Raw genomic sequence first — 12,435 nt, 5'->3', positions numbered from 1 at the left:
GCGTTTCATTGCCCGAAAGTCAAAAAAGTAGGCATCGGCGGTAAATGAAAGAGCGTTTCATTACCCGACAACCCCAAAAACAAACTTAAAAGGTAAATGAAAACACCGAACTTATAATAACTTTGTTTTTAATGCAAATTACCATCTACATATTTACCATAATCCGGAATAGCGATTCGATCAAACTCGCTCACTAGTCTTTTCAATCCATCTTCCAATACTTCTCCAGTCACTGGCAATCCATGGCCAGTTACAGCTACAGTGGGCTTCAAAGCTTCCAATTTTTTAACTGATTCCCAGGCTGCCTGCCAATCGGTGGTAAAGTATCTCGGGGGCCCATTTATCCCTTGTTCCTGAGTAATGACCTTATACAACGAATCCTGCTTTACATTAATAAAAGCATCACCGGCTATTAAAGCACGGTCTTCCTCTCTGAAAAAGGAAACATGGCCAGGGGTATGGCCTGGTGTATGGATCCAGCGGAATCCAGGCAAATGTGGAACGTTTCCATCAGAAGGGAGTTTTTCAACTCTCGTTCCAAGATTGATTGGCTCATTTGGAAATAAAGGAGACATCTTCGCCACCATTCCGCCTTCTACAGTCGAATCTGGTTCTGGATAGCTTTCTTTACCTGTTAAATAAGGCAATTCCATTTCATGCGCATAAACTGGGACTCTCCAATGATTCATTAACTCTATAATCGCACCCACATGGTCAAAATGTCCGTGAGTTAAAATAATCGCTTGCGGCCTGCTCCCAGCTCCAAAACGCTCCTCCGCTGCCGAGATGATTTCATCTGCTGAACCGGTCATTCCCGCATCAACCAAGACAAATGACTTTGAATCAGGGTTACCTACAAAGCAAATATTGACAATCTGAATGGTGTGACAATACAAATCTGGTAATACATCAATCCCGACGCCGCTTCCTATTGAAGTGGCGGGAATAAATTTATAATCATCTCCATACGATAGTTCATTATCCATTGGGAATCTCCTTTTCATTAAATGGTTTGAAAGTAGTTTTTTCCCAGCAACCTTTAATTATTCTAATCGCAGTTTTTTAAACAAAATAAATTGTTAAAATATTTTAATCATTTATATTGACGAATCCCTATTGGTATAGTAGGATTAATGACATCAACTAAATATCGCTTATCTAGAGCGGCTGAGGGACTGGCCCGTTGAAGCCCGGCAACCTACGAAGAAAGGTGCCAATTCCAGCAAAATGTGCTCATTTTGAGAGATAAGGTGTTTTACATAAGTGAAGACGCCTTTCCTTAATGGGAGAGGCGTTTTTGTGAAAAGGGGGGCGAATAATCTGAAACCATCAGAATGGCAAGAAATTGCTTCACACCTTGAGCAAATGCTTGGCACATTAAAATTCGGATCCATCACCCTAGTGGTTCAAGATGGCAAGGTAATACAAATTGAGAAAAATGAAAAGGTTCGTCTTCAATCAAATAAAACGCGCTGACTAGATAAACTAGAGGCGGTCTTCACCAAAATTCTGATGGAAGACTGCTTTTTTTATAGACTGAGAGGAGGCTAATAAGAAATGACGAGTTTAGTAACTTATGAAAATTGGAATCAAATTTCCGATTCGTTTTCTATAGAAGATGAAACGAAGGGTGCTCTTGGCGTTCTAAAGTGGGCCTATAACAATTACCCAGAAGAGAAAATTGTTTATGCATCCAGTTTTGGTGCGGAAGCAATTGTATTAATTGATATGATTCAACAGGTAAAACCGGATGCCCATATCGTCTTTTTAGACACAGGGCTGCATTTTCTGGAAACCTATGATGTCATTGATAAAATCCAAGCCCGTTTCCCAACATTGAAAATTGAAAAGAAACAGCCGGTGCTTACATTGGATGAACAATCTGCCCAATATGGATCAGCTTTATGGAAACGCGATCCAAACCAATGCTGTCAAATTCGAAAAGTAATTCCGTTAAGGGAAACGCTGACCCAGAAGGAAGCATGGATTTCGGGGCTTCGCCGCGAGCAGTCACCAACAAGGCAGAATACTCAATTTCTAAACAAGGATGACAAGTTTGAAAATATTAAAATCTGTCCATTGATTCACTGGACATGGGATGAAGTCTGGTCCTATATCCGCGAAAAAGACCTTCCTTATAACGAACTGCACGATCGTAATTATCCAAGTATAGGATGTTTTCCTTGTACTCAGGCTGTAAGCTCTAATGGTGATTCACGTGAAGGGCGCTGGACTGGAAGCAGCAAGACTGAGTGCGGTTTGCACTCATCGTAAGGAGGGGGTTCTAACGCTTACAATCATTGCTGTTACCATCGGATTATTCTTTGCCGTAAATATTGGGGCCAGCGGGGCAGCCGCCTCAATGGGAATTTCCTATGGTGCTGGAGTAATAAAAAAACAAGTGGCCTTGTTCCTTTGTGGAATAGTAGTCTTCCTGGGTGCCTGGCTTGGTGGTGGAGAGGTTGTCAAAACAATTGGCAGCGGTATTGTTCCAAGTAGTACTTTCACAAATGCTATTGCCTTAATTGTGTTAGCTGCAGCAACCTTATCCTTATTTTTAGCAAATGTATTTGGAATCCCGCTATCCACCAGTGAAGTGACAGTAGGTTCTGTGGTTGGCGCAGGCATTGTTTATCAATCGGTATACTTAGGGAAGCTTTTATGGATTGCCCTGTTTTGGCTGTTCACACCGTTTGCAGCCTTTGTGATTGCCATCCTTGCTGCCAGCTTTTTGAAAATAAAACCAATAAAGTCCTTTGTTGAAAAGTCAAATGCTGGACCCATTTTAGCAGTTATGGTTATCATCATGGGATTGTTCGAAGCCTTTTCAGCTGGAATGAACAATGTGGCAAATGCTGTTGGACCATTAGTGGCTGCTGGTTTAATGTCTAAAGGAAGTGGAGTTCTTTGGGGCGGTCTGGCGGTTGCCTTAGGTGCTTTCCTTCTTGGTCACAAAGTGATTGAAACAAATGGCAAAAAAATTACTACGCTTAAGTTAGAGGAAGGCTGTGTCATTTCAGGTACTGGAGCAAGCATTGTCACTGCTGCTTCCATATTCGGGATACCGGTGCCTTTAACGCAAATCACTACGTCTTCGATTATAGGAATTGGTTTTGCCAAGCATGGGAAATCCGTTTTGAAAAAGGACATCGTTGTACAGTTATTGAAAGTTTGGATTGTTTCACCGGTATTATCAATGGTGCTTTCCTATACGATCATCCAATTAGTAATTGTCCAAAATTTTTACCCAATCATTGTAATGATAGGTGCACTCATCTCCGTTTTCGGAGTTCTATCCTTAATGAGAAAGTCTTCACCGTCTGGTGCGGCTTCTAATACAACAATCACAAATGAATTTAAACTAGTAAAGAAAGGTTGATCATTATGTCATTTTTACCAAAACCTCATGGAGGAAAGCTTGTAGAAGCCTTTGATCCTTACTATGATTTTTCAAATGTTGAAAAAGTACTTAATATTGATGCGATTGCATTAAGTGACCTTGAATTAATTGGCATTGGCCTTTTTAGTCCATTAAAAGGATTCCTTGGGAAAGAAGATTATGAGTCAGTTGTAAGCAATATGCGTTTGGCGGATAATACGATTTGGTCAATTCCTGTTACCCTGCCTGTATCCTATGAATTTGCAGGTACGCTAGTTGCGGGGGAAGAAATTAAGTTAAAATATAATGATGAAGTTTATGGAGTCATTAAGGTTTCTGAATGGTATGAGCCAGACTTAGAGAAAGAAGCACTTGAAGTTTATAAGACAAATGAACATGCTCATCCTGGTGTGAAACGTCTATTTGAAAGAGGCCCTGTTTATGTTGCAGGTGATGTAGTCCTAGTTAAAAAACCGGAAAAAGGCGTTTTCGGAGATGTTTGGTTCGAGCCAAAGGAAACCCGTGCGTTATTTGAAGAAAAGGGCTGGAAGACTGTAGTTGGTTTCCAAACTCGTAATCCTATTCACCGTGCCCATGAGTATATTCAAAAAGCTGCTCTTGAGACGGTCGATGGACTGTTTGTTAATCCACTTGTTGGTGAAACAAAGTCTGACGATGTTCCAGCAGATGTCCGCCTTAAAAGCTATCGTGTATTACTAGAAAACTACTATCCAAAAGAACGTGTTCAGCTTGGAGTTTACCCTGCCGCAATGCGCTATGCTGGTCCTAGGGAAGCGGTTTTCCATGCGATTGCCCGGAAGAATTTTGGATGCACCCACTTTATTGTCGGCCGTGATCATGCCGGAGTAGGCAACTATTATGGAACCTACGATGCGCAGCACATTTTTAGCAATTTTACAGAAGAGGAACTTGGAATTAAACCTTTATTCTTTGAGCATAGCTTCTACTGCACAAAATGCGATGGTATGGCATCGGATAAAACTTGCCCGCATGGTAAGGAAGATCGTGTGATTCTTTCAGGTACAAAGGTTAGAGAATTACTTCGTGCCGGACAGCTTCCACCGTCCACCTTCAGCAGAAAAGAAGTGGTCGAAGTTCTAATTGAAGGCATGAGAGAAAAAACAACTGTTTAAGGGTGAACTAAGATGAGTAAATCAACGAATATCACATGGCATGATACAACTATCTCGAAAGTTGATCGCAATGCACAAAATGGACACGGAAGCTGTACACTTTGGTTTACTGGTCTTTCTGGTTCTGGCAAATCGACTATCGCAAATGCCGTCTCCAATGAATTGTTCCGTCAAGGAATTAATGAGTATGTTCTAGATGGTGACAATATTCGCCACGGTTTAAACAAAGACCTTGGCTTTTCAGACCATGACCGAACAGAAAACATTCGCCGTATTGGGGAGGTGGCGAAGCTTTTCGTGGATAGCGGGAAGATCGTCACAACTGCCTTTATTTCTCCTTTCCGCTCCGATCGGGAACAAGTAAGGGATTTATTTGAAGAGGGAGAATTCATTGAAGTTTTTGTTAGCTGTCCAATCGAAGAATGTGAAAAACGCGATCCTAAGCAGCTTTATGCAAAAGCACGCCGTGGTGAGATTAAAGATTTTACAGGGATTGATTCTCCTTATGAAGCCCCTGAAAAACCGGAAATCACCATTCATTCTAATCTGCTTACGGTTGGAGAAGCAGTGGAGCAGGTATTAAATTACCTCCGAGAGAAGAACATAATTTAGAAGGTTTCGAGCGAAGGGAGCAGTCACCGTGAAGGCGATTCTATACATTGGCCATGGAACTCGTTCAAAAAAAGGGGCGGAGGAAGCCATATCCTTTATCCAAAGGGTAATGGTAAGGATTAATGTTCCGATTCAGGAAGTCAGTTTCCTCGAGCTGACTCACCCATTTATTGAAGAGGGCTTTCGGCGATGTGTGGAAAGGGGAGCAACAGAAGTAACTGTTGTTCCGCTGTTCCTTTTAGCTGCTGGTCATATAAAAGAAGATATCCCTAATATTATTTTTGCCTTACGTGAAAATTATCCACACATTCCTATAAAGGTAAAGGATCCTTTCGGAGTACAGAGGATCCTCCTTGATGGTATTGCTGAGCTTGTTAGAGATACTGTATCAGATTTATCTTCAAACGATACTATCCTGATTGTCGGGAGAGGAAGCAGTGATTCCAGTATTCATGATGCCTTTACAGAAATTTCTTTTGGTATTCGTCAGCGTCTTGGTGTGGAGCGGGTTTCCGTTTGTTTTTTGGCAGCAGCTGAGCCAAGACTCGATGAAGGTTTAGAAAATATTTGCAACGGCGCTGCCGGACGGGTGATTGTTGTCCCATATTTATTATTTTCCGGTCTTCTATTAAATGAAGTAAATCAAAAGGTACGCAAATGGCAAAATCGTGGTCAGCAGATTGTACATACGGGGCAATTAAGTAAGCATCGTGTAATTGAGGATATTGTTATTCAACGAGCAATAGAATAAAGATTTCAGACAAGCACTCTTTTGGGTGCTTTATTTTTGAGCATAGTTCTTGGATAAATTTCACAACTTATTATAGTGTTTAAAGTAGGAGATTTTATGCGAAAGAAAGGAGAATATCAATGCCAACAAGTTTAAAGGATACAACAACCTTACATAATGGTGTTGAAATGCCATGGTTTGGACTTGGTGTTTTTAAAGTAAAGGAAGGTTCCGAAGTTATTGAATCTGTTAAGTCAGCGATTAAAAATGGTTATAAAAGCATTGATACAGCTGCCATTTATCAAAACGAAGAGGGCGTAGGCCAAGGGATTAGAGAGGCAGGTGTACCAAGAGAAGAACTGTTTATTACATCTAAGGTATGGAATTCTGATCAAGGGTATGAATCCACTCTAAAGGCTTACGAAACTAGCTTAAAGAAACTTGGGCTGGACTATTTGGATCTCTATCTCATTCACTGGCCAGGAAAAACCAAGTATAAAGAAACGTGGAAAGCGCTTGAAAAGCTATATAAAGACGGTCGTGTCCGGGCAATTGGTGTAAGTAATTTTAAGGTGCATCATTTAGAGGACTTACTTAAGGATGCCGAAATTAAACCAATGGTTAACCAGGTCGAATATCATCCACATCTTTCCCAAAGAGAGTTGCTTGCTTTTTGTCAAAAGGAAGGTATTCAGCTTGAGGCATGGTCACCGCTTAAACAAGGGCAGCTATTAAATGATCCAGTGATTACTGAGGTTGCTGCAAAGTATGGGAAATCCGCAGCTCAAGTGATTTTGCGCTGGGATCTCCAAAATAAAGTAGTTACCATTCCAAAATCTATCAAAGAGCAGCGCATCATTGAAAATGCCGATATTTTTGATTTTGAATTATCTTTAGAGGATATGGAAAAAATTGATGGGCTCAACAAGGATGAACGCGTAGGCTCCGATCCGGACGATATGTCGTATGGTTTTAGTGAGTAGAAACCGATAATGAACCAGTAAAAAGTCTTGTACTTTTTGCTGGTTTTTTTATTGAAAAGATATGTACTGCATTTGCATTGAAGAGTCAGAATGCCCGTGAGCAGTAGAAAAAGATGCCAGCGGTCACTGTGAAGGAGTCAGAATGACCGACAAAGGTAAAAAAAGATGCTGACAGTCACTATGAGAGAGTCAGAGTGCCCTTCAGAGGTAAAAAAAGAGCCCCTCGGTCACAGTCACGACGATAATTTAAAAAAGGACCTGCGCTATGGCAGATCCTTTGGTTGTATTAATGCCCAACCCCAATATCATCCACATGTTTAATATGCTTGCTATTTAACCAGATAAACAGCACAGAAACTAATACAAATCCTGCTCCCACAATAAATGGGACGGATGGGTTATAAATCTCCGCTAGCTTTCCAGCTGTATAAGGAGCAATCGCACCGCCGATAAAGCGTAAAAAGCTGTATGCCGCAGATGCAGTTGACCGCTCCACAGGGGCCGCATTCATTACAGCAGTTGTAATGAGAGTATTATTATTACCTAATAATGCCCCCGCCACAATAACTGCTGCAATAATTACCCATTGTGTTGAAGTCCAAATACCCATTGCAACTAAAACAAGAGCAAACAAAGTTAACATTGCACACATAGATTTAATGGTTCCAAAGCGAGCCTGTAATTTTGGTGCCATGAAAACCGAAGTAACAGCTAATAAAATTCCCCAACCTAAGAAAACATAGCCTAATCCATGTTCATCCAAGCCCATAACGAATGGTGCAAAGGCTAGTAAAGTGAAAAATCCAAAGTTATATAAAGCAGCAGCGATACCGAAAACAAGCAATGAACGATGTTTCAAGGCTCTAAACGGATCGGACAGGGATGTTTTAGTTTTCACTGCATTTTGTGATGCAGCTTTTGGCATTAAGATTAATAAACCAAAGAAGGCAATGACCATTAAGGATGCGACACCAAGGAAAGGGCCTCTCCATGACATGGCGCCTAACCAGCCTCCTAGAAGGGGACCGACAGAGATTCCAAGTCCGATAGCCGCTTCATAGAGGATAATCGCTTTGGCGGTTCCGCTATTTGAGAGCGACACAATCGCTGCTAAAGCTGTTGCTACAAACAAGGCATTTCCTAAACCCCATCCTCCACGGAGCCCAACAAGTGCCCAAATACCATTTGAAAAGCCACCCAAAGCAGAGAAAACAGCGATGATAACGATCCCCACCATCAGAGTCCATTTAATTCCGAGTCTTGACGAAATCATCCCAGTAATCAGCATCGCCACAGCCATAACGGCATTATAACTGGTGAATAGCAGGGTTACTTGACTTTGTGAAGCATGCAGCTTCTCAGCAATTGCCGGAAGGATTGGGTCAACTAGACCAAGACCCATAAAGGCAATAATACAAGCGAAAAAAACGGCCCAGACAGCCTTAGGCTGTTTTAATAAACTAGATTCGGATTTTACTACCGATGAACCCTTTGCTGAACTTGATGAAACTGATTGAGTTGTTGACGACATCCAAATTTCTCCCCTTTTATAAAGTCTCCCTTTGAAATTAAACTAAAGCCTTAAAGGAATTTCTAATTACATCTCCACGGCTAATTATTCCTGCCAATACCCCATTTTTCTCGACAGGAACCTTCTTAATTTGCTTCTTTCCTAAAAAAGCAGCAATGTTCTCAATATCCTCTTCAAAGGACACTGTGAAAACCTTCCTTTTGGCAATTTCCATTACATTTAAATTTAAAATCCTTTTTATTCTCTCCTCAAATTCTTCCTGGTCGCCTTTTATAACAAAGGCATAATAAAAGCTGTCCACGATATGATCATCATGTTTTCCAATATAACGCAAGATATCTCCATCACTTATAAATCCAACTATTTCATTACTATCGTTAACAATTGGAAGTCCGCTTATTTGATTCTCAATAAATTTACTGATAACAGATCTTACGGTATCATTTTCCTTTACCTTATATACATGGCTGACCATAATATCTTTGGCGTGCATTATTTTTCCCCCCTCTAAATTTTTTTTTTTTAAAAATAGTTGTATAATGAAAGTATATAATTGTATTATACAACTATTATTCGAAGTGTCAATAGTGCTACACGATAATACAAAATTGTCCTGTAGTACATTTGCTCATCGGAGTATGTTATCATTATTCATAGAAAATCAGTATAGGTGGGGGAGTTTAAAAAATGTATGATGATTCTTTGGAAATCCTTGAATTAGAATTAGCAGTCCTCATTCGCAGAATTACTTCTGCCACTTCTCATAAAAAAATTGGCAATCTTGACCGCTCTGCTTATCTGTTACTTCATCAAATAGATACAAAAGGTGCTGCCGGAGTGAAAGCTTTGGCTGGTGAATTTCAACTTGATATTTCTACTGTAAGCAGACAAGCTGCTTCTTTAGAACAAAAAGGCTTATTGTATCGGATTCCGGATGAAACAGATGGGAGAGCTTATTCGCTTCAGATAACGGAACAAGGTTTAAAGGAATTAAAAGAAGATAAACATATGAGAATGAAAAGAGTAGGAGAAGTAACAAGAAACTGGACAGATGATGAGCGACAAACATTTGCCATTCTTTTAAAAAAATATAATAAATCCGTTCTTAATGATTAGAAAAAAGAGGTGACGCAAAAAGTCGATAATACAACTTTTGGTCAGCCTCTTTTTTTAGTTTGTTTTACTTGTATGTTTCATTGGCGATAAAAGCTCAATAAATCTTTCAAACGGAAGCTCACATGCCGGATATTTTTCTAATAAGGATAACATTGAAACTCCTTTATCAACAACATGGACTTTGTATGCATCCTCATTAAGAAGAGCATCTATTTCTCTTTTATGTGGAGGACATACTGTATAGGAAGCAAGTTCCTGAAGTTGTTCATGAGTAACAGTCTCTTCAAGGTCAACACTAAAGCTTAGCAAATCCCAGGCACGAACTGGAAAATCTAATGGAAGATGTGTAGCACTATGTTTCATTCCTTTTAAAACTAATTGGTCATTTCCGCCCAAACCATAACGGTGGAGTGCGCGTTCCACTAGTCCCGCTGAATTATGAGGAAGCTCCTCAATTTGGATATTTTCCGTTTCTTGAGGCTGGGAATCCCCATTTAAAAATTGTACTGTTAATCCATTGATAGGCTGATCAGGCTCTTCCTTGAAATCTATACCCAATGCCTCGATGACATTTGGCCAAAATTGTTCATGCCATTCCTCGAACTGCTTTTCAAAATCGCTGCTGGCGTCTCCTTGCCCCTTTGGTACTAATCGAGTGGCACCTTTTTCAGCCAGCTTTTCACCTATAAAATTCGGTATACTTTGATAGGTGCTTGCCCAATTGGTGTCACCGCATCCAAAAACAGCATAACGAACTCCATTTAAGCTTGTATCATCTTCTTTAAGCCACTTCACAAATTTGCGGGCATTTTTTGGCGGGTTGCCATTATAGGAAGAGGAAACAATTACTACTAACCCTTCTTTAGGCAGGGAGCCGGCATACCCATCGAGTGGTGCAGCCTCACTTTGGAAACCTTTGAAACGAGCTGTTACCGCCAAATCCTTGGCAATCCCTTCTGCTGTACCCATATTTGAACCATATAGGACAAGAAATGGGGTGTTGTGCGAACCAATAACGGATTGATTAACCGGAGCTAAATCCATCTTTGGATTAGTCATTTCATTACCGGTCTCATTTCGGAATAAGGCAGCCGCACTTTGGGATTCACGCGGACGAACCTGCATCGTTAATCCGTCCGGCTTAAGCGTCAAGGTTTCTTTAACGGACAATTGATAATTGGTATGGTCAACCAGCTGGAAGTGCTTTAAAATCATCCCTATTAATAATGTAGCTTCATGCATCGCAAATTGTTGTCCAATACATGCCCGTTGGCCGTTACCGAATGGTTTATAGGCATGGTGAGGGACGGTTTTTGGATCCTCAAATCTTTCTGGTCGGAATTCCTCAACATCTTCGCCCCATGCTGATGTATCACGATGAAGTTTCAGGTTAAATACATTGACAACATCCCGTTTCTTAAGGGGATATTTCCCAGCCAGCATCGTGTCTTCTTTTGCATAAAGAGAGAAGAGCGGTGCTGTAGGCCATAGTCTTAAGGACTCGTTTAAAATCATGCGAATGTATTTCAAACTGCGAACTTGCTGATACGTTGGAACAGTACCAGTTAGTACTCTGTCTACCTCATGGTATGCCTTTGCTAAGATTTCAGGATGTTTCATTAGAAAATACAAGGTAAAGGAAAGTAATCCACTTGTTGTTTCATGTCCGGCAATTAAAAATGTAATAATTTGATAGCGGATATTTTCGTCACTTAGCTTTTCACCTGTAATTGGATCCGCACTGTTAAGCATTCGTGATAGCAGGTCTTCCGCGTCATGGTCTTCACTCGATTTACGTTCTTCAATGATTTGATCCACTAATGAAAACATGTATTGAATATCACGCTTAAACTGCTGCTTTTTCTTTACCATTAATTTATCATGTAAGCCAAGACGATTGCTTTGATTCATTGCTTCATCAAGAGCACGGCTCATACTCTTTATAAAACGGTGTGGTTTTTCACGGTAAAAGCTGTTAAAGCGATAATTGAATCCACATAAACCAATCGTATCTAACGTGAGACGGGTCATATCTTCCGACACATCGATACTCTCGTCAGAATTTAACCTGGCCCATTTCTGGATGAGCTGGACTGCAATATCCACCATCATCGAATGGTATCCTTTCATGGCACTTTGACTAAAGCTAGGGAGGAGAATATTATGAGCCTTCTTCCAATTTTCCTCCTTAGTCCAGCTCGTAAAAAGACCATCACCGGAAAAGGATCGTACTTTTTGCAACGGTGCATTGACAAGCTTATCAAAACGCGACTCATCGGATGCATCTTCAACTAATTCAGCAGAAGAAATAAATATACCAGTCCCTGTTGGAAATTTCAGTTTAAAAATTGGACCGTATTCATAGCTAAGTTTCATGATGGATTGTGTTGGTTTATGTACATCAAGTTGCGGGAGGTTACCAAGCGGGCCGTACGTTTTAGGCTGCGGAATTGCAGCGTTCTCATTAGTTACCATGTCTTTTTATGGACCTTCCTTCCTGTCAATTTAACCGATTTTCAAAATTTATAATATTAAAATAATATTTACATAGATTATAACACGTCTGTGTTGGTAATATAAGATGTCAGAAAATTAAAGATTTAGATAAATTTCGACAAAACTCTTACTTTCGGCATCTTCCGATGTTTTGATAATAGGGTTTGAACAACTGCAAACGGTTACAAAACAGACAATCTAAGAAAAAGAAAGAAATACATGTCTATTTAATTTGTGTTATTTGATTTCGTTAATTATGTCCTTCCCCAATACTTCGGAGAGCGAATTATTATTTTGGCAGAATATCTAATGCAAAATTTATAATTTTTCATGGCAATTTTTTACGATTTGATTGTCTCTGCTATCTGGCCTGTGGATTTCCTCTCCGGGCACTCGCTTTCCGCGGGGAGGTCCTTGAGCCTCCTCGGCGCTTT

The 12,435-nt window shown here is 40.3% G+C and carries 12 protein-coding genes and 1 riboswitch; of the genes, 8 read left to right on the top strand and 4 right to left on the bottom strand.

Going from position 1 to position 12,435, the window contains the following annotated elements; all coding sequences use genetic code 11:
• Positions 1 to 128: 128 nt before the first annotated feature.
• Positions 129 to 986: an MBL fold metallo-hydrolase gene (locus tag V7161_RS27735; RefSeq protein ID WP_335716023.1), complete on the bottom strand. Its 858-nt coding sequence runs from the start codon at positions 984 to 986 to the stop codon at positions 129 to 131.
• 165 nt (positions 987 to 1,151) lie between these two features.
• Positions 1,152 to 1,252, top strand: a riboswitch (SAM riboswitch).
• A 113-nt stretch (positions 1,253 to 1,365) separates the two neighbouring features.
• On the opposite strand from V7161_RS27735, the gene V7161_RS27730 reads away from it, so the two are divergent.
• The 7 genes from V7161_RS27730 (at position 1,366) to V7161_RS27700 (ending at position 6,858) form a co-directional block, all read left to right on the top strand.
• On the top strand, positions 1,366 to 1,476 hold the full coding sequence (locus tag V7161_RS27730; RefSeq protein ID WP_223588674.1) for a YezD family protein: 111 nt from the start codon (positions 1,366 to 1,368) through the stop codon (positions 1,474 to 1,476).
• A gap of 81 nt (positions 1,477 to 1,557) precedes the next feature.
• Positions 1,558 to 2,274 carry a phosphoadenylyl-sulfate reductase gene (locus V7161_RS27725; RefSeq protein WP_335716022.1) on the top strand — a complete coding sequence of 239 codons (717 nt, stop codon included), beginning with the start codon at positions 1,558 to 1,560 and terminating at the stop codon, positions 2,272 to 2,274.
• Positions 2,207 to 3,379: an inorganic phosphate transporter gene (locus V7161_RS27720; protein WP_335716021.1), complete on the top strand. Its 1,173-nt coding sequence runs from the start codon at positions 2,207 to 2,209 to the stop codon at positions 3,377 to 3,379. Before V7161_RS27725 ends, V7161_RS27720 begins: the two co-directional genes overlap by 68 nt.
• Before the next feature lie 5 nt (positions 3,380 to 3,384).
• Entirely contained in the window at positions 3,385 to 4,533 is a 1,149-nt protein-coding gene (gene sat, locus V7161_RS27715) for a sulfate adenylyltransferase (protein ID WP_335716020.1), read from the top strand.
• A 12-nt stretch (positions 4,534 to 4,545) separates the two neighbouring features.
• Positions 4,546 to 5,145 (top strand): adenylyl-sulfate kinase, encoded by a 600-nt coding sequence (gene cysC / locus V7161_RS27710; protein WP_335716019.1) that lies wholly within the window; start codon positions 4,546 to 4,548, stop codon positions 5,143 to 5,145.
• Positions 5,146 to 5,173: 28 nt separating this feature from the next.
• Positions 5,174 to 5,896 (top strand): sirohydrochlorin chelatase, encoded by a 723-nt coding sequence (locus V7161_RS27705; protein WP_335716018.1) that lies wholly within the window; start codon positions 5,174 to 5,176, stop codon positions 5,894 to 5,896.
• A gap of 119 nt (positions 5,897 to 6,015) precedes the next feature.
• Positions 6,016 to 6,858 carry an aldo/keto reductase gene (locus V7161_RS27700; protein ID WP_335716017.1) on the top strand — a complete coding sequence of 281 codons (843 nt, stop codon included), beginning with the start codon at positions 6,016 to 6,018 and terminating at the stop codon, positions 6,856 to 6,858.
• A gap of 286 nt (positions 6,859 to 7,144) precedes the next feature.
• Here V7161_RS27700 and V7161_RS27695 read toward each other — a convergent pair whose 3' ends face one another.
• On the bottom strand, positions 7,145 to 8,389 hold the full coding sequence (locus tag V7161_RS27695; RefSeq protein WP_335716016.1) for an MFS transporter: 1,245 nt from the start codon (positions 8,387 to 8,389) through the stop codon (positions 7,145 to 7,147).
• A gap of 37 nt (positions 8,390 to 8,426) precedes the next feature.
• Entirely contained in the window at positions 8,427 to 8,882 is a 456-nt protein-coding gene (locus tag V7161_RS27690; protein ID WP_335716015.1) for a CBS domain-containing protein, read from the bottom strand.
• Positions 8,883 to 9,076: 194 nt separating this feature from the next.
• Between V7161_RS27690 and V7161_RS27685 the strand changes: the two genes are divergently transcribed.
• Complete coding sequence (locus tag V7161_RS27685) at positions 9,077 to 9,505, top strand: MarR family winged helix-turn-helix transcriptional regulator (RefSeq protein ID WP_335716014.1); 429 nt, start codon at positions 9,077 to 9,079, stop codon at positions 9,503 to 9,505.
• Positions 9,506 to 9,559: 54 nt separating this feature from the next.
• Here V7161_RS27685 and V7161_RS27680 read toward each other — a convergent pair whose 3' ends face one another.
• Positions 9,560 to 11,980 carry a cytochrome P450 gene (locus tag V7161_RS27680; protein WP_335716013.1) on the bottom strand — a complete coding sequence of 807 codons (2,421 nt, stop codon included), beginning with the start codon at positions 11,978 to 11,980 and terminating at the stop codon, positions 9,560 to 9,562.
• Between the last annotated feature and the right edge of the window lie 455 nt (positions 11,981 to 12,435).

Origin of the sequence: Neobacillus drentensis (assembly GCF_036965425.1) — a bacterium.
Lineage (GTDB): Bacteria > Bacillota > Bacilli > Bacillales > Cytobacillaceae > Neobacillus > Neobacillus drentensis_F.
Note: the sequence above shows the minus strand (reverse complement) of the source record. Positions and strands in the feature narration are given on the sequence as shown.

Bases quoted from the DNA above. Each gene is read 5' to 3' on its own strand.
- V7161_RS27700 (WP_335716017.1), top strand. From the start codon at position 6,016: ATGCCAACAAGTTTAAAGGATACAACAACCTTACATAATGGTGTTGAA.
- V7161_RS27735 (WP_335716023.1), bottom strand. From the start codon at position 986: ATGGATAATGAACTATCGTATGGAGATGATTATAAATTTATTCCCGCC.
- sat (WP_335716020.1), top strand. From the start codon at position 3,385: ATGTCATTTTTACCAAAACCTCATGGAGGAAAGCTTGTAGAAGCCTTT.
- V7161_RS27725 (WP_335716022.1), top strand. From the start codon at position 1,558: ATGACGAGTTTAGTAACTTATGAAAATTGGAATCAAATTTCCGATTCG.
- V7161_RS27685 (WP_335716014.1), top strand. From the start codon at position 9,077: ATGTATGATGATTCTTTGGAAATCCTTGAATTAGAATTAGCAGTCCTC.
- V7161_RS27730 (WP_223588674.1), top strand. From the start codon at position 1,366: ATGCTTGGCACATTAAAATTCGGATCCATCACCCTAGTGGTTCAAGAT.
- V7161_RS27680 (WP_335716013.1), bottom strand. From the start codon at position 11,980: ATGGTAACTAATGAGAACGCTGCAATTCCGCAGCCTAAAACGTACGGC.
- V7161_RS27720 (WP_335716021.1), top strand. From the start codon at position 2,207: ATGGTGATTCACGTGAAGGGCGCTGGACTGGAAGCAGCAAGACTGAGT.
- V7161_RS27690 (WP_335716015.1), bottom strand. From the start codon at position 8,882: ATGCACGCCAAAGATATTATGGTCAGCCATGTATATAAGGTAAAGGAA.
- cysC (WP_335716019.1), top strand. From the start codon at position 4,546: ATGAGTAAATCAACGAATATCACATGGCATGATACAACTATCTCGAAA.
- V7161_RS27695 (WP_335716016.1), bottom strand. From the start codon at position 8,389: ATGTCGTCAACAACTCAATCAGTTTCATCAAGTTCAGCAAAGGGTTCA.